The 17639-nt window shown below is 56.2% G+C and carries 16 protein-coding genes and 1 pseudogene; all 17 read right to left on the reverse strand.

What is annotated here, in order from left to right:
* Nucleotides 1-4 precede the first annotated feature (4 nt).
* Entirely contained in the window at nt 5-934 is a 930-nt protein-coding gene (locus tag K7B09_RS01195) for a glycosyltransferase family 2 protein (protein ID WP_223625884.1), read from the reverse strand.
* Nucleotides 931-1335 (reverse strand): GtrA family protein, encoded by a 405-nt coding sequence (locus K7B09_RS01200; protein ID WP_223625888.1) that lies wholly within the window; start codon nt 1333-1335, stop codon nt 931-933. The genes K7B09_RS01195 and K7B09_RS01200 overlap by 4 nt, the downstream gene beginning before the upstream one ends.
* The gene (locus tag K7B09_RS01205) at nt 1332-2309 is read right to left on the reverse strand and encodes an NAD-dependent epimerase/dehydratase family protein (RefSeq protein ID WP_223625892.1); all 978 of its coding nucleotides are present in this window, start codon (nt 2307-2309) and stop codon (nt 1332-1334) included. The genes K7B09_RS01200 and K7B09_RS01205 overlap by 4 nt, the downstream gene beginning before the upstream one ends.
* A 28-nt stretch (nt 2310-2337) precedes the next feature.
* Complete coding sequence (locus K7B09_RS01210) at nt 2338-3141, reverse strand: aldolase/citrate lyase family protein (protein ID WP_223625895.1); 804 nt, start codon at nt 3139-3141, stop codon at nt 2338-2340.
* A complete protein-coding gene (locus tag K7B09_RS01215) occupies nt 3138-4922 on the reverse strand; it encodes a thiamine pyrophosphate-binding protein (protein WP_223625898.1) in 1785 nt (594 codons plus the stop codon). The genes K7B09_RS01210 and K7B09_RS01215 overlap by 4 nt, the downstream gene beginning before the upstream one ends.
* Complete coding sequence (locus K7B09_RS01220; RefSeq protein ID WP_223625900.1) at nt 4912-6006, reverse strand: 3-dehydroquinate synthase; 1095 nt, start codon at nt 6004-6006, stop codon at nt 4912-4914. Before K7B09_RS01220 ends, K7B09_RS01215 begins: the two co-directional genes overlap by 11 nt.
* The gene (locus K7B09_RS01225) at nt 5990-6706 is read right to left on the reverse strand and encodes an SDR family NAD(P)-dependent oxidoreductase (protein ID WP_223625902.1); all 717 of its coding nucleotides are present in this window, start codon (nt 6704-6706) and stop codon (nt 5990-5992) included. The genes K7B09_RS01220 and K7B09_RS01225 overlap by 17 nt, the downstream gene beginning before the upstream one ends.
* Nucleotides 6707-6714: 8 nt before the next feature.
* Nucleotides 6715-8064 carry a lipopolysaccharide biosynthesis protein RfbH gene (gene rfbH, locus K7B09_RS01230; RefSeq protein WP_223625904.1) on the reverse strand — a complete coding sequence of 450 codons (1350 nt, stop codon included), beginning with the start codon at nt 8062-8064 and terminating at the stop codon, nt 6715-6717.
* On the reverse strand, nt 8061-9131 hold the full coding sequence (gene rfbG / locus K7B09_RS01235; protein WP_223625907.1) for a CDP-glucose 4,6-dehydratase: 1071 nt from the start codon (nt 9129-9131) through the stop codon (nt 8061-8063). The genes rfbH and rfbG overlap by 4 nt, the downstream gene beginning before the upstream one ends.
* A complete protein-coding gene (gene rfbF, locus K7B09_RS01240; protein WP_223625910.1) occupies nt 9131-9904 on the reverse strand; it encodes a glucose-1-phosphate cytidylyltransferase in 774 nt (257 codons plus the stop codon). The genes rfbG and rfbF overlap by 1 nt, the downstream gene beginning before the upstream one ends.
* Before the next feature lies 1 nt (nt 9905).
* Nucleotides 9906-10919: a 2Fe-2S iron-sulfur cluster-binding protein gene (locus K7B09_RS01245; protein WP_223625912.1), complete on the reverse strand. Its 1014-nt coding sequence runs from the start codon at nt 10917-10919 to the stop codon at nt 9906-9908.
* A 10-nt stretch (nt 10920-10929) separates the two neighbouring features.
* Entirely contained in the window at nt 10930-12414 is a 1485-nt protein-coding gene (locus K7B09_RS01250) for a hypothetical protein (protein WP_223625914.1), read from the reverse strand.
* Nucleotides 12415-13971, reverse strand: coding sequence for an NAD(P)/FAD-dependent oxidoreductase (locus tag K7B09_RS01255; protein ID WP_223625917.1), 1557 nt, complete (start codon nt 13969-13971; stop codon nt 12415-12417).
* Nucleotides 13968-14411: a GtrA family protein gene (locus K7B09_RS01260; RefSeq protein WP_223625919.1), complete on the reverse strand. Its 444-nt coding sequence runs from the start codon at nt 14409-14411 to the stop codon at nt 13968-13970. Before K7B09_RS01260 ends, K7B09_RS01255 begins: the two co-directional genes overlap by 4 nt.
* A complete protein-coding gene (locus tag K7B09_RS01265) occupies nt 14395-16263 on the reverse strand; it encodes a hypothetical protein (RefSeq protein ID WP_223625921.1) in 1869 nt (622 codons plus the stop codon). The genes K7B09_RS01260 and K7B09_RS01265 overlap by 17 nt, the downstream gene beginning before the upstream one ends.
* 171 nt (nt 16264-16434) lie before the next feature.
* On the reverse strand, nt 16435-16767 hold the full coding sequence (locus K7B09_RS13230) for a prepilin-type N-terminal cleavage/methylation domain-containing protein (protein ID WP_317851743.1): 333 nt from the start codon (nt 16765-16767) through the stop codon (nt 16435-16437).
* A gap of 374 nt (nt 16768-17141) precedes the next feature.
* Nucleotides 17142-17240, reverse strand: a pseudogene (locus K7B09_RS01275) (prepilin-type N-terminal cleavage/methylation domain-containing protein); the annotation flags it as partial.
* Nucleotides 17241-17639: the final 399 nt, after the last annotated feature.

Raw genomic sequence — 17639 nt, forward strand, 5'->3', positions numbered from 1 at the left:
GTTCTTAAAAATTGATCCGCTCTGATTCTACTACTAGTGGCAGTTTTCGTACTTGGGTTTGAATGGATGCGATATATTCACCCAGCATTCCAAGAAATAGCATCTGGATAGCGCCGAATAAAAACATTCCAATTAGAATGGGTGCAGTTCCGAATTGGAACTTGTCCCAAAAAAGAAGTTTGGCAAGTAGATAGCCGAATGCTGCCAACAGGCTAACAATTGCCAACGCAAAGCCAAGCATCGCCATGAGCCGTAGGGGCAGTTTGGAGTGCTTGGTGATGCCAAGCATGGCGATGTCGTACAACGTGTAAAAATTTTGACTGGTGACACCACGTGTGCGGCGTGGCTGCTTGAATGGCACTGTCGCAATGGGGTAGCCAATTTCACACACCAAGCCTCGCGTATAGGGGTAGGGGTCGGCGATGCTGCGTAATATTTCGATCACATCACGATCGAACAAGCCGGCACCAGTTGCGTTGTCGATCAGGGGGACTTCCGAGATGCGGTTGATTATCTTGTAATATATCTTGCGGACAAAAAATATCAACGAAGACTCTTCGCTTTCCGGTTTTACCGCCATTACTGTCTTGAAGCCGTCTTCCCATTTTTTGATGAACTCTGGGATCATCTCCGGCGGGTCTTGTAGATCGCCTGCAATCACCACTACGGCATCGCCGGCAGCTTGCAGCAGTGCATGATATGGAGAGCGGATATGTCCAAAATTGCGAGCATTGACAATGACTTTTAGTTTGGGGTCGCGTGCAGCGCGAGCGCGGAGTAAGGCAACAGTGCGGTCTTTTGAGCAATTATCGATACAAAGATGTTCATAGTCGTAGGGCAAAGATGCCATTACCGCTGCAATCCGGGAGCATAGATCATCGACGTTTTCTTCTTCGTTGAAGAGTGGAGTGACGATGCTGATGAGTTTGGTCATGTTCGGAATACAAAGCGGCTATTGAGGAAGTAAGAGAGCATGGCGCATGGTAGAATCAACAGCAGTCCACCTAGCCAAGGCGGAATCTTCGCCATTGATAACAGCGATAGCCCAAGCACATTTACGAGATACACAACAACATACACGCCTAAAAATAATGGCAGGTGGCGATAGTTGGTGCTACTGAATACTAGCTTGCCCGTGCTATGGAAGTTGAACAATACACCCAATATCGTAGCTGCGGCAGCAGCTATTGCGTAGTGCATCCCCAGCCATAGACAGGCAACAAACGCAGCATAGCCGAACGCGGTGTTGATGCCGCCAACCAACAGGAAACGGAAGAAGCGGCGCCTGGACCGGATGCGTTCGGGTAGTTGCCGGGTAATACGCTCGAAACTCACACGCTTCCCGATTCGATTTGTGCGATGAAATCGGCGGTGTCGTTGATCTGGCGTGCTAGCGGGTGTTCATCGATACCGTGCAGGGCCAGCAGTTGGCGGTAGCGAGCACCATCGCCAACGTAGCGGTCTGCTGGTTCCGCCAGCATGGGGAGGCGCGCGATGGCGGCATCTGGTGCCACGAACTCTCGCACCATCTGTGCTAGGTCACCTACTTCAACCTCGCATTCACCGGTGGTTTCCACGCAGAGGAAGGGATCGGCCTCGGTGGTCAATAGTTGGCCCATAGCGACGCCCAACAGATTGGCCGCGCTTGTGTAGGAACGCACCACAGGATGGCGTGCGTGAATCTGGATGCGTCCTTGGCGTGCCTGCCGGATGAATGAGGCAAGTGCATAGGAATTCAGCTTGTTGATGTACGGGCCGCTGAGGTTGAACAAGCGCGCAATGAAGGTGCGTCGCTCAGGTGCTGCTTGGACGAAAGTCTTGAACAGGGCTTCGTCCTCCAGCTTCAGTCGTCCGTAAAACAGGTTTGGATCTTCATCATCAGGCTTCGCCATTGCTGCATTTACGGCACCGGAGGAGGTAACAAAAACGCGCTCTACACCGACGCTGGCCCCGCCTTCAGCTGCCAAGCGCGACAGCATACGGTTGGTATTGATGTACGCATCGGCGGACATCGTTGAAGCTTTTTCACGCGTCAAATAGGCGAAATGAAGCAGCAGTGAAGGCGAGTGCGGTAATGCGGGTAATTCAGTTAACGGCCGCTGGCTGACTACCGTGCCGTCACGTAGCGACCAAGTGCGTGCCTGGCTTCCAAATGCAGATACACGGGTGTGCCACCGACTACCCAGTGTATTGGATAGAAGTTCCAGAGTCGCCTGCCCGAGCCAGCCGCTGGCACCAGTGACGAGAATGCGCCAGTGGCTGCGACGCAACTGCTCGATGAGTGTATATGGTAACACTAGTTGAGTCATGGACGGCTGCGAGTAACTAGTGAGACCGTCATTGTTCGCTCGATAAGACCTTCCAGCGGCTCTCCAACATCTCGATTCTGCGATCATCTTCTGCGGTGATCAGTGCGTAGTAGTCGCGCTTATTCAATAGCCACAGCAACTCGAAATGAACTGCCTGCAGCAGAGCCTTGTCAATATTTTCTTTGGCGAGGGCTTCATTGCCAAAAATTACTTTACGCGTCTCGAATCGAGTCAGATAGTTGTCATTGATTCGTTTAAGCATAGGTAATGCATCCATAGAGACCCCGCCGCCGACCACTAGGTCAATATCAAATTCCTTACAGATGTTGCCGGTTTTAATGCAATATTCGGTCACAGGATCGGTATTGATGGCGTTGCGATCCCATCCCATGGAGCCAGAAAAGTCCACTCGACCAAAAACCATTCCGTCTGTTCCATTTGGCGCAGCGGCAAGTCTTGCCATTTCGTTAATATTATTGAAGGCGGTAATCGTCTCGATATTAAATAAGAAGTCAGTGTATTCCTGCTCGTCTTTGGTGTAGATCTTGTTCTTTGCGTCGATGAACTTGGACAGTGCATATGGAGTTTCCACCATCGGTGCGATGATGTACTCAACGCCAAATTGCTTGCTTTCGATCAGGTCACGCACAGCCTCGCAGCCACCAATCTTGAGGCCAACATCAAGGTCCGCCTTGCGGGCGATTTCCATCAGGCGTAGTAATTCATCAACACGGGTACCTTCGGCCTCAAACTCAGCTTTCACTGCGACGGCACCAAATTCATTCCGCAGTAGGCTGAGGATATCGAGCATCTTTTTTTCGTGCTTGTTCATGGGATTTCTCCGCCTTGCTTGGGTAGGTATCTGAGAACTGAATCGAAGATATCGGCATCGAGTTCCGGCGTCATCAGGTGGAGCGGGTTGGATTCCATCGTCCCGGAATCGGTGATCCGGCTGGTGATCTTCGGGAAGTATGTCTGATCCGGGTCAAGCTTGACCACGAACGCAGCCATGCCAGGCTGGTTGAAACTGGCGGAGAATTCGGCACAGCCCATGTTGCTGGCTTCCAGTGTCATCACCGGGACCGACCATGCTGCGAACAGTTTTTCCCAGTCCGGTAGGCCCAGTCCGGTGCTGCGATCGCAGCCAACATAGCGGCCCTTGAAATAGTTGCGCTGGGTCGCACGGATCGAGGCGTAGCCGCCGTCGTCGAACAAAAATATCTTCAGGTTCAGGCCGTTGATTCGGGCGGTGCCGATTTCCTGCAGGTTTTGGGCGAAGCCGCCGTCACCCTCCACCAACACCACCCGTCCGTCGGGGTTGGCGAATGCAGCCCCGATGGCACCCGACAGGCCGTAACCCATTGATGCCAGTCCCTTGTTGGTGATCATGATCTGGCCAGCTTTCTGGCGGAAGGCCTGCATCATCACGGTGAAAGCGCCGCCGCTGCTGCAGGGTATGATGGTGTCCTGCGGGTGGCAGAGCGTGGAGATGTGCTCGACGAAGCAGTAGGGCGAGATATAGCCGTCTGCGGTGTTGTTGATCGCCTCGACAGTAGGCAGGGTGTCACGGACGTGGCGCGCGTATGCCAACCATTCGGCGTGGTCGCCCAGCTCCATTCGTGCGAGCCTAGCTAGCATGTCGTTGGCATCGATGCATAGGCCTTGGGCGATGCGGGGGTGCCCCTTCTCCAGTTCGGTGCGATCCAAGTCAACCTGGATCACTTCGCCGCTTGGAACGAACTGGTGCCAGTTGAAACCGGTCTGCTGCATCCCGAGCCGGCTTCCGAGCGCGACTAGGAGATCTGCCTGCTGCAGCACTATGTTGGCGCTGCGCTGCCCCCAGGTATTGGGCCTGCCCACGTAGACCGGATGGTCGGCATCAATGCGGTCGGCAGCATTCCAAGTGGTCGCCAAAGGGATCCCCAGTTCGCCGAAGCGTACCCACAGACCGGCGGCTGTCGCACGGTCGATGCCGCCGCCGAGCAGCAGCACGGGCCGCGTGGCATGCCGGATGCGGTCGGCGACTTCGGCCAGCACCTGGTCAGTGATGTGTGGCAAAGGGCGCGGTGTGATGGCTGCTTCATCTGCCGTCACAGGCTCGACCTGCCTCGCCTGTACGTCCAGAGGAATCTCGATGAAGACCGGGCCCTTTCGTCCGTGCCGCGAGGCCTGCACGAGGTCGACGAATGCTTTCATCCCCAGCGGTTCTTCTAGCAGTACGGACTCGACCGTGATCGGGCGGGTGATGGATACCCCGTCAATTTCCTGAATGCCGCGCTGCCGCAGTGTGCCGTGCGCTAGGTCGGCGGTCTTGACCTGACCTCCGATCACCAGCAATTCCCGGCTTTCCAGAAAAGCGCCCGCGATCGCTGTCATGATATTGGTGAGCCCTGGACCTGCGGTCACTAGGGCGAGTGCCTTCGCGCCACCGCGGCTCGCCTCGTTGAAGTATTCGGCTGCGATGCCAGCGGCAACTTCATTGATGACGGGGTGACAGTCGAGGCGTAGGCTAAGACTCTCAATCAGGTGCATGATGTTGCCACCGCCCACGTAGAAGCAATGGGTGTAGCCCAGCGCCAAAAGCCAGTCTCCGATCTGGTCGCTATATTTCATCTAATTCTCTTTCCATCGCGGCGAAGGCATGGTGCAGTGTCCTTTCGATCGCCGCCGTACGTGGTGTCAAGTGGCGGACTAGGGCACCGTCCGCATCGTAGGCGATGACGACATAGTGTTCCGCCGTGTGTTTCTTGTCGGAGTCGAAGTGTCGCAGTAGGTCGTCAGCGGGGATCCTTGCCAGTTCGGCATCCAACCCCGGTACCTGCGCAAGCAACCAGCGTAAATGTGCACGTAGCTTGGAGGCGCGCGCGCAGGATCGGTCGACCAGCCCCTGTGCTTCGGAGAATGAAAAGCTGGCCAGCATGCCGAGACCCACCGCGATGCCGTGGCTGATACGGTAGCCGCTCGCACCTTCAAGCGCATGCCCGAAGGTGTGGCCGAAGTTGAGCAGCAGGCGGATGCCGGTATCGAATTCGTCTTCCTCAATGAAAACCTTCTTGGTGGCGAGGGTCAGGGCGATGACTTTTACTACGTGGGCAGGGTCACGCAGCAGGTCCCCGGCGTCGGCGAGAGCAAGGTATCTGTCGAAGGCATTGTCGGTGCTGGCGTAGCAGATCTTCACCGCTTCGCAGAGGCCTTCAATCATCTGTGCAGAGGACAGCGTTGAGCAGAAATCCGTGTCCACCCAGATCGTGTCCGGAGGATAGAAATTGCCGGCGATGTTCTTGTAGGAGCCGACGTTGATCGAGGACTTGCCGCCGACACACGAGTCGACCATCCCGAGCAGAGTGGTCGGTACGTAATCCCAGCCGATCCCACGCATGTAGCAGGACGCTGCGAATGTGGCGACGTCCTGGATGATTCCGCCACCGACCGCGATGACCCGCGCGGAGCGTGTGGTGCCACGCTTGCGCAACTGCTCGATCAGCACGCCGATAGTATCAAGCGTCTTGAACTCTTCGCGTGCCTGGATGAGGATGCTGGCCTCGCGCTCAAGCCAAGGGTAATAGGTCGGCAGGACTTCGTCACAAATCAGTATCGCGCGGGAGCCCTCCACATGTGGGCGCACGATTCCGGTGCCGGCCAAGACGTGGTATGACTTCGCGCTAGAGTGAATGTCGAACTCAAATGATCCTGACATGCGTGTAACCGAGGTCGACGTTGAGGAATTGACCAGTAGTACCGGTATTGCGGAACGAGGCTAGGCCATAAACGGCTGCAGCGACATCATCAAGGGTGGCGAGGCGACCGAAGCGGGTGGAGGCCTCCACATTGCGAATCTGGCTCTCGCTCAGGTTTGCCCGGGTCATCGGGGTTTCGAGAACCCCAGGCAGAACCGCATTGACAAGATGACCGTCGCGGCCTAGATCGTTGGCAAGGGAGAGAATCAGGCCTTGGACCGCAGCCTTACTGACGCAATAGGACAGCTTGTCCTGACGCGCTTGGTTCTGCCAGATTGAGCTGATGACGCAAAGACGCGAAGGCTTTGTCAGTGCGTCCCGGGTCAGCAGGTGATTGAGCGATACCAGGATTGACAGGACATTGGCCCGATAAATCGATTGGTGGGTGCTGGCATTGAACTGGAAAATGTTGTCGTTACAGTTCGCTCCGTGTGCCCAGCATACGGCATCGAAGGGACCGGCTGCAGCGACCGCAGCCTCGCCGGCGGGATCGTCATCTAGCGGATTCCATGCCAAGAATGAGCCAGAAGGTGCGTAGTTTGTGTCGCGGGTGATACGCACAACCTGCCACCCTTGCTCAGCATAATGTCTGTCGACCGCACCCCCGATGGCACCGGATGCGCCGAACAACAGCAATCGTCCAGTGCCTGCCGAATCCATTGTCGCCATTAGAAACCCAGCCCCAAGAATTCTTCCAGCTTGCCTGCAACATAATCGAGCTGTGCTTCCCCAAGCCCCGGATATACGCCAAGCCAGAATGTTTGTTCCATCACAATATCGGTGTTGACCAAATCCCCACTTACGCGGTAGTTGCGGCCGGCCATATAGGGCTGGCGGGTCAGGTTGCCGGCAAACAGCAGTCGTGTGCCGATGTTGTGCTGGTTGAGGTAGTTAAGCAGGTCAACGCGCCGGATGCCGGAGTTGGGGCGCAGCGTCACCGGGAAGCCGAACCAGGAAGGATTAGAGTTGAACGTTGCTTCCGGCAGCATCAAGAACTCGGAGCAATTTTGCAGGCGATCATGCAGATAGGCAAAGTTGGCGCGACGGCTAGCGATAAACCCTTCCAGTCGATCCATTTGCGCCAGCGCACATGCAGCCTGCATGTCGGTGATCTTGAGGTTGTAGCCCAGATGGCTATAGGTGTATTTGTGATCGTAGCCATCGGGTAGGCTCCCGCCGAGTTCACGACAGCTCCAGCCAAAACGCTTGCAGCAGGTGTTGTCCTTGCCTGGCGCGCAATAGCAATCGCGGCCCCAGTCACGAAAGGATTCAGCGATGAGCTTGAGTTCAGGATTGTTGGTAAAGACCGCACCACCTTCACCCATGGTGATGTGGTGGGCCGGATAAAAACTTAGGGTGGCAATATCGCCGAATGTGCCCACCATCTGGTCGTTGTATGAGGCCCCCAGTGCATCACAACAGTCTTCGATCAGCCATAGTCCATGCTTCTTGCATAACGCCGTGACGGCATCCAAATTGAATGGATTACCCAGGGTGTGCGCCAGCATCACGGCTTTGGTTTTTGGTGAAATGGCCGCTTCCAGCTGGCTGGCATCTACATTATGGGTGGCAAGATCAACATCCACGAATACAGGGACAGCGCCGAATTGCACGATGGGATTGACCGTGGTCGGGAAGCCGGCAGCCACGCCAATGACTTCATCGCCAGGTTTGATCGCACGTTCACCGAGGCGCGGACTGGTCAATGTGGAAAACGCAACAAGGTTGGCGGAAGAGCCGGAATTCACGGTGATTGCGTGTTTTACGCCTAGATAGTTGGCTAGGCATTCTTCGAACTGGGTATTGAAACGCCCGGTGGTCAGCCAGCCATCCAATGATGCCTCCACCATCAATTGCAATTCTTTTCCACCAATGACCTTGCCCGACACCGGCACGGCACTAAGCCCAGGGATGAAGGGTTTTGGTGTATGGGCGATGTCAGCATAGCGAGCCACCAGCGCAAGGATCTGGTCACGTAGCTGCTCTGCAGAGGAGGGGGTAGAAAGATCAGTGGTCATGGTGGGTGACGATAGCCAGAGATTTGCTGCATGCACAGAATGCGCATGTTTTCGCCATTGCGCCATGCTTTATGCCAATGAACTACATGGGCAAGCGCTTCTTGCAGTGACCAGCGGGGCTGCCAGCCCAATTGTTGCCGCGCTTTGGAGATGTCCAACTTCAAGAAACTGGCTTCGTGTGGGTGTTCGCCGGGTTGCATCTGCCAGTTGGCATCCCCCCCCCAGGTTGCGCATAGTTGCTCCACGATCCACTGCACTGGGCGGGCATCGTCATCATTGGGGCCAAAGTTCCAGCCTTCTGCATAGGGTTGCCCTTGGGTGTACAAGCGTTCTGCCAATTGCAAATAGCCACTGAGCGGTTCCAGTACATGCTGCCAGGGACGAATGGCGTGCGGGTTGCGGATAAGTACGGCAGTTCCGTGCTCTAGCGCCCGTAAGATGTCTGGCAGCAGACGATCCTGGGCCCAGTCACCACCACCGATGACATTGCCGGCACGGGCGGTGGCCAGTGCAATACCGGCTTCCTTCAAGAACGAGTTGCGATAAGCACTACTGACCAGTTCCGCGCAACCCTTGCTGCTGGAGTATGGATCATGCCCACCCATCGGGTCTGATTCACGGTAGCCCCACACCCACTCTTGGTTTTCGTAGCACTTGTCGGTGGTGATGTTGACGATGGCACGTACCGAGCCTGCCTGACGTGCAGCTTCCAACACATGCACCGTGCCCATCACATTGGTTGCGTAGGTCTCCAACGGTTGCTGGTAGGAGGCGCGGACCAGTGGTTGTGCCGCCAAATGAAACACGATTTGCGGTTGAAGCTGCGCAAACAATGGCGCGATGGATGCGTAGTCCCGAATGTCGGCGATGTGGTGCGACATGCCTTGTCCAACATCGGCGACATTGAATAACGATGGCGCGCTGGGTGGTGGCAGGGCTATGCCAGCAACATCTGCCCCCATGGATTGCAACCACAGGCTCAACCATCCGCCTTTGAAGCCGGTATGCCCTGTCAACAGAACGCGCTTATCCCTCCAGAAATCGGGTGAGATGTTGGATGTACCCATCACGGCCAACGCTTCCAGGGGGCATTGCCGCTGGCCCAGAGCTCTTCCAGATTCGCTTTGTCGCGCAGTGTGTCCATGGGTTGCCAGAAGCCATGGTGTTCGAAGGCCATGAGCTCGCCTTCATTCGCCAATGTTTGCAGCGGTGCTTGCTCCCAGATTGTGCCGTCATCTTGCAGATAGTCCAGCACACGTGGCGAGAGCACGAAGAAGCCGCCATTGATCATGCCACCATCACCGCGCGGTTTTTCTTGAAAGCTATCGACTCGACCGTCCTGCATGGACAGTGCGCCAAACCGGCCGGGTGGAATGGTGGCGGTCACCGTGGCGGCTTTGCCATGCGCCTTGTGGAACGCGATGCAGGCACCGATGTCGATATCGCCCACACCGTCGCCATAGGTCAAACAAAACGCATCATCGTCCCTCAGATAGTCCGCTACGCGCCGCAGGCGACCACCGGTTTGCGAGTGATCCCCGGTATCCACGAGCGTTACCTTCCACGGCTCTGAGCGACGCTCATGGACGTGCATGCTGTTGGCTTGCATGTCGAAGGTGACATCCGACATATGCAGAAAATAATTGGCGAAGTATTCCTTGATGATGTAGCCCTTGTAGCCGCAGCAGATAATGAACTCATTGATGCCGTGACTGGAGTAGATCTTCATGATATGCCAGAGGATTGGCATGCCGCCGATCTCCACCATGGGTTTGGGGCGCACGGTAGTTTCTTCACTCAAGCGCGTGCCCAACCCACCTGCGAGAATCACTGCTTTCATGTCATTTGGCCTCGCTGGGGGTTGGTGCGGCGGAGCACACAAAGGCATCCGAATAAAACTGATCGGCAGGAAGCCCCGCACGCAGCAGCGCTGCCTTGGCAGTATGGATCATCGCGTCGGAGCCGCAAGCATAGACAGCAGCATTGGTGAAATCAGGTTGCATCGCCAACAGGACATCCTGTACATGGCCGCGTGCGCCTTGCCAAGCATCGTCAGCGCGCGAGAGTACGGGGATAAATCGAGCGGTGGGTATCAAGGCATGTACATCGAAATAAAGATCTTCTTGCCTACGCCCCCCCCATAGCACCGTGACAGATTCTGGCTGTTGCTCTGAAGGTAGAGTTGTCAAAGCTACAAGCATTGCCTTGACTGGAGCAATTCCGGTGCCGGTGGCAAGGAAAAATAGCTGCATACCACTACAGGCGCGCAAGATGAACGTGCCCAAAGGGCCGTGTAAGCGCAAAACGTCCTCCGGTTTTGCATCTGCAAACCAATATCGCGTCATTTCTCCGTCTTGCATGGCGCGAACATGCAGTTCTAGCGTGTTGTTTGGCAAACGGGGATTGGCAATCGAATAGCTGCGGCGTAGACCATGCTTGCCGATGACGTCGATGTATTGCCCAGGCAAGAACTCGAAGGCGCTGCTGGGAGGTAGTCGCAGTTGGATGCCAACAACATCGGGGGCTAAACGCTGCAGTGAGTTGATTTTACAGGGCAGTGTGCGCGGAGGAGGAAGTGTGAGATCACCTAGGTCAAGTACTCCGATGCGCAGATCAGTGTCCGCAGTGCGTGCACAGCTAAGAATCCACCCGTCTGCTTTTTCTTGCTCGGTTAGAGCCAGCTCGGGAAGTAGGGCGTGCGTGCTGCCCGTCATTACTTTGCACCGGCACGTGCCGCAGCGGCCAGTCTTGCAGCTGTATGGGAGTTGCAGGGATGCGGTATTGGCGGCGTCAAGCAAGGTAATGCCGGTGTTGGCATCAAAGCGAAAATTTGTAGTGGTGGTAATAACCGGCATATGATCAACTTCAGTAGGGCTTTTCCTTAGAAACATCTAAGGCTTTTGGCTGTCGCATCAATGCCATCAGAATGGTTGAGTCTTCGTGTGCAAAATAATGCGCCGGGAAGAGAGATCCCGCTTCCGGATGCTCTCGACGAACTGAAGCCGGAATTGTTTTCCCCAGCGGCTTCCACGCAGGTTCAATGAATGCACGTTCGGGTTCCTGAGCGGCGCTCAATCCACCTACCAGCAATGTTACGACAAGTAGGCCGTGCCAAAGTGTGCGTCCTTGCTGCTGCGCCAATGGTCTGATCGTAGCCAGGGCGAGTACACATAGTGCTGGGACTGATGCGCGCATCGCAAGGTCATTGCCAATGCCAAGATAGTAAAAGGGCAACAGACACAATGTCGCTACTGCGATTTGCATGGGGCGATTGAAATGGGTGATACGCGCCAAAATCAGTGCCAAAAAGCCGAATTCCAGCAAGCAAAACAGCACGTAACGATAGGCAAACAGATCCCATGTGCCCCACATTTCCGCCATCCAGCCGTGCGGGACTTCTGCGGCATCCATGCCTAGATACTTCATGGTGAGCAATGCAATGGGTATGAACGCGAAGCAAGACCAGGGGGAGAACAGGATTTTGCGGTCGCGTCGCCATGCCAGCCCGAACAAAAAAAATGGAAATAAACCAATAGCCGCCAAAGGTGACCAAAGAGGCACGGCAGTTGCGAGCAGTGGCGTGATGCGCGCGAGGGAGGGCTGCTGCCAGTGGCGCAGAATCAACACAATGCCAAGCCATGCTGGCAACGCATGGTTAGGTACCCAGAATAGCAAGGTGGTATTGGCTGAGTACTGGATGGATGGCATCCACCACTCGATGTGCTGCCCTGGCACGGCAATTTCTCGATATGCCCATGCATGACCGAGCAAATCCATTCCGCCAAACAGGGTCAACACCAACAAGCAGAGGATGCGTTCGCGCAGGGTATCGAATAGGCGGCAGGCAGCCAATAAAAACAGCCACCAGCCCAATACCGTCCATAAATAGATTGCGAAATTGGCGGCATCGGGGCCAAATAAATAACCGACAGCTGCAGAGGGTAAAAAATAGCCTACAGGCGCACGTAGAATCAGGTGTGAAGCATCAGCGAGCAGGTAGGTTGGCGGCCAGCCACTGACGGATAGGTCATGCAGGACAGCATCGCGAGTAAGCCAGTCCGAATTGGAGTAGAAAAAATGACCAACGCCGGCAACTGCAGTCCATCCTAGCGATAGCGCAAAAACACTTAAAATGAATTTTGTGTTTAATCCCGTTGATCCTGTCGATGGGCCACGCAATGCTTGCCATGAGGCGAAGCTTGTCAATACCAGCAAGATAGCTGTTGCTAGTGGGATAAACCACAGGCAGAACAGAAGGATTGGGAGAATGAGATAGATGGCGATGGATTGGTCGATCCAATCTAAGCTAGTTGCCGGCGAAGACGCTGTCGCTGCACGAGGGATGAGCACTTATTTTTTCTCCTCGTGATACTCATCATCCACATTGATGCCCCAGATTGCCGCCTTATCCACCACGCCCGCAGCAATCTGCCGCGCCGCTTCCTTGGCAGTGAGCATGGAGTGATCTTGGTTGTTGTAGCGATGCATACCGTTGCGACCGATCAGGAACAGGTTGGGTACCGCATCCAGTGCGGTCTGTAGTTCGTCAAAGCGCGTATAGGCTTCGCCGAAATAGCCGGGATACGCTTTGGGAACATGCAGCACCACCGCATCCAGCGGCGCATCGGCGCGCACCAGCCCGATCTGCACCATTTCCTTGTGGGCCATGGCTTTCATCGAGGCCTCGTCCATGTTCCAGAGTGCATCTTCTTCCTTGCAGAAGAACTCCAGTCCCATCCATAGCGTAGTGGGGTCGGCCACCATATAGGGGCTCCAGTTATTGAACACCTGCACGCGACCTACATTGACCCCGGGTTCTTGGATGTAGATCCAGTTATCGTCCAGTTGGCGTGGGATGGCGCTGCGCGGGTAGAGCAGGCCCACGGTGATGAAATCGCGGTAGGAGAGTTGGCTGGCGATGCTGCGAACCTCCTGCGGGAAGCCACTGCCAGCAGCCTGTACCAAATCCTTGATGGGCATGGTGGAAAGCAGGTGACTGCAAGACAGCAAATGTGTCGAGCCCTGTGCATCACGGTAGGTGATGCCTTGCACGTGGCCGCCGTGCATATGGATGCCCTCCACGCGGCTTTGCATCAGCAGCATGCCGCCCTGCGCCACAAACCGTTGCGCGGCGGTTTCCCACATTTGGCCGGGGCCGTACTTGGGGTACAGGAAGCTTTCAATCAGCGAAGTCTGTTCGGCCTTGCCGCCCAGCCCCAGTACTTTCTTCAGGGCATGGGTAATGGCTTTGACAATGGATAGGCTCTTGATGCGCTGCGCGCCCCACGCGGCGCTGATTTCACCGCAGGGCACGCCCCAGACTTTTTCGGTGTACTCCTTGAAGAATTGCAGGTACAGCTTGCGACCGAAGCGGTTGACCAGGAAGTCTTCCAGCGAATGTTCAGGTTTGCGTGGATGGATCTTGGCCCAAACATAGCTGAGGCCAAAAGTGAAGGTCTTCCACGGTCCCAGCTTGAGCAGGGTGTCGGGGTTGAGCTTGAGCGGGTAGTCGAAGAACTGCTTGTTGAAGTAGATGCGCGAGAGTCGGCTGCGCACCAGCAGTACGCCTTCATCAGATTCCTTGGCATTGCTGGCAGGGACGTTGGCGCTGGCGCCTTGATAGCGCAGTTCGCGCCCGCTGCTTGTGTCGGCAGGTGCGGCGACTGGCATCAACTTGCGCCACCAGTCCATTACCCAGTCGGACTTGGAAAAGAACCGATGCCCGCCGATGTCGATGCGGTTGCCGTGATGCTCCACGGTGCGAGAGATTCCGCCCACTTGCGTGTCCGCTTCCAGCACGGTGATGTTGTCAATGCCAGCGGCCTGTAGTTCAAGTGCAGCGGTCAGGCCGGCAGGACCCGCACCGACGATGACGATGGCATGTTCTGTTGAATTGGAATTGCTCAAACCACATTCCCCGAGGCGGCGCGACTGCGGCGCGATGTAGCAAAGAGTAGCGTTTTACGGGCGATGTAGTTGAAGGCAAACGTCACCACAGCGGCGGCCAGCTTCACTGCTTCTGGCAGTAGGCCCAGTTCTGTGACGCCGATCCACAACACCAGCTGGGTGATCGCCAGGCCTGCCACACCAATGCCAACAAAGGTCAGGAATTCGAGTGCGGGTGCATTGCCGAACGCGCGCGCCCTAAACACCCAGCGGATGCTGAGGACATACGCCACAATCGCACCGGTGATGAAGCCCAGTGTTGCCGACCATGCCAAGCTCAGGTGCAGTAACCGCAGACACATCGAGAGCGTGCCGGTATCCACTAACAGCGCCAGCAGAGAGGCGGCGAAGTAGCGGATGAGGTCATGCTGCAAAAGTCTGGCGTTAAGGTGCTGGCGCATGCGGTGTTGGCTGTGCTGATGATTGGATTGTGATGCCGGTATTTGCCAGCTCGCGACAAGCGTACAAGTAATACGTCGATTCGGCACCGTTGTCAGGTGCCCAGATACCTGCTGCTGGGTAATTCAATGGGTAGTACAGGACGACATAGGTGAGCTTGTTCCGAGAATTCTCGCAAGCCTGACGCACGGCAGCAGCATCAGGCTTGCATGCGATGAAAGGCTCTTTGGGGAAGACCACGATGCGGCAATCCTTGCCTTGCGCATCCTTCACATGCAGGAGTTCTTTCCGTCGATAACCTTCGATGGATGTGGCGCGATTGAACACGATGCCGGACAACTGCTGTTGCTGGATGTAATGCGAGCGATGCAATACGCTCCAGGCCGGCAACAGGTTACCTAGCCATAACACTTGCGCATCGGGAGCGATGTTGATCCCGAAGGGTTGCGCATCATGCATCGGATCTGTGAACGCACGCTGCAGTGCAGAGCGCTGATCCCATTGGTATCCAGAAAATAGTGCGGCAAAGAAGAGGGCTGGAAGCGCAATCCAATACAAGCGGGCTGTGGCGTAGCGCTGCCAAAACCATAGGGTTGCCAACACTGTCGGCAATGACAGAGCGGCTGGCAGGCGTGGCTGCATCAGTGCATCTACCCAACGCATAGTGCCAAGCGGTGCGCCCCAGGGAGTCAGGGCTAGCGTATTGGGTAGCACGTAAATCATTGCGACGCCAAGGCACAGCACCACCAGAGTGCGCTGCAGTGGCATGCCAACGCGTTGACTCAGCCAAGGCCAAACCCAATACAGCAGTGCCGCAATCATAAACATCGGGTGCGCGGCGGATGGCATCAACCCCAAGACCACGGCGCAGACAAACACCAGCAACCGGAGCTTGTCATGGGCAGGCTGTCGCCAAAGGCGTACGCAGAGCCAAGGCAACATTGCGGTGGCTGTCCAGTGCAGCAACCAATGCACACGCCACAGTTGCAGTCCTGCCCCCCAAGCCAGATGCAAGCCATCGGCCAAGAGCAATCCAAGGGCAAATAGCATCACTGATGCACCGAGAACAGAGTGCAAATACCGGCGCAAAGCCGGGGCTGCATGGCGGGCGGCGACTGCAGCTACGAACAGATCCTTCACTAAATAGTTCCAATCGCCAACGCCTGACTGCGAATAGAACACCACCAAATTTCGATCCCACACTTGCTGGAACCAGAGTGCATCCATGCGGGCAGTCAGAAAACTCAACTGCGGCAAAGCAAAACACGCTGCCGCCGCGAGTGTCGGCAGCCATAGCAAATGCAGCCAGCGGCGATCTTGCTGGGCAAGCCACAACCAGCCGATAACGAATGCAGGTCCCGCTTGCAAGGGGTGCAATGCGAGCGCGGCAAGCCCAAGCAGGCCGGCCAAGGTGCGGCGTTGTGCCACCAGCGCTGCAAGTGCTGCCAAGCACAAGGGCTCGGCAAAACTGCGCCCGGTAAGGAAGGGTTCGGCGTAGGACAAAATACCCCAAGCACCGTAGCTTGCCGGCAGCAGAAGCAGTGCCAGCAAGGCGGGAAAACGTGATGACTCTGGCAGCAGTTGATGCAGTAGCCCCCAGCTGGCAATGACAAATGCCAGCAGCCCGGCCAGCGTCAGCCACAAGAACGCGTTGCCAAGACCCAGCGTCTGAACCAGGTGCGCCACTAGGCTTGGGAACAAACTGAATTGCGCTTGGCTGCCGTAGGCAAAAAACAGATCGTGTGCAAATGGCGCCGGATCGAGTAGCGCAAGCACTTGGCCTGCGTAGATCGTGCTGTCGTGCAAAATGCCGTGATAGGGATGGAACAGCAACAGCAGGACAACAGCAAGCAAGCTTGCAGCCAGTGTTGTGGCGAATCCAGATTCGAGCCTTGGCTGTTTGGGGGGGCTTTGCTCTGTTGTAAGGAAGCCGGCGTTCAACCCGATACTCTCGACGCTTGGTTCAGCCGGGTATCTTGCACCAGCAAGCAACTAGGCGAGCGGCGATGCGTGCAACGCCTGCACTCAAGTTGCCAAGACGCAGTTGGCAGTTTCCATATCGCAGGTTGTTGTCTTGACGCCAGGATCCTGTGGGGTGCCAGTAATGGGCGCACTCATTACGGTAGCGGTGGTTGCTGTTTTGCAGGCCCTAGCAGGGGGCGCGCTTGGCGTGGTCTTGGTGTAGATGGCCGCCAGCGAAAAATTCGCGTAATTTTTCATCTCCATCTGGCAGGCCCCCTCTGCCGAGCGGATGCGGTAATTGTTGTACGCCGGCAGGGCGATGGCAGCCAAGATGGCGATAATCGCAACAACGATCATCAGCTCAATCAGGGTGAAACCGGATGTGCTGCGGTTCATGGTCGGTGCTCATGGAGATGACTCAACAGACCACTGAGCAAGAATCGGGCCAATGCAGTTGATTTCAGCTGAGTGGCCCCAAAAAAAAGAGGGGCCGAAGCCCCTCTATTGGTACTACCAACTGTTGGCGGCTTGGATCAGGTGGCCAGCGTGCAGGTGCCGATATCGTTTTCGCAGGTGGTTGCCTTGTCGCCAGGGCTTGCCGGGTTGAAAACGGTGGTGCCGCTGATCGTGGTCACCGCCGTGGTCGGGCCACTGCAAGCCTTGGCCTTCGGGGTCGGGGCGGACATGCCCGGGGTCATGTTGGCGGCCACGGCGGAGTTGATGTAAGCCTTGGCTTCGGCTTGGCATGCGCCATTGGCCGAACGGATACGGTAGTTGTTGTACGCCGGCAGCGCGATGGCGGCCAGGATGGCGATGATCGCGACCACGATCATCAGTTCGATCAGGGTAAAGCCTTGTTGGTTCTTCATGGGTAGATCCCCTAGGGTTTTGGGTGGGTATTCACGTGCCGCAGTGCTCGCTGATCCAGTCCTTCGGCAGCCGTGCGTGTGGCACGTGCGGAAGGTAACATGCAGGATGCGTGCCAACATGCATTTTTGCGGTGTATTTTGCGTATTCCATCGCACTCTGGGGACAAACCTGTTTGGAATGATGAATTGGGTGGGTGACGCACGGGGACGATTTGTGACATATCGCGTCACAAATTGAAGCTGGGTTCAGGTGTTTGGCTTGGATTGCAGGGAGCTTCAGGCCTTGCCGGTGACTGCGGCGTCCATAATCAATATGGATCTTGGCCACGGACAGGGCATAGGCCTGGCCGTCGATGCAGTGAAGCGTACAACTCCCGGGCGCGGCAGTCTTCAACGCGG

It is taken from the genome of Thermomonas beijingensis (assembly GCF_020034655.1).
Classification (GTDB): Bacteria; Pseudomonadota; Gammaproteobacteria; order Xanthomonadales; family Xanthomonadaceae; genus Thermomonas; species Thermomonas beijingensis.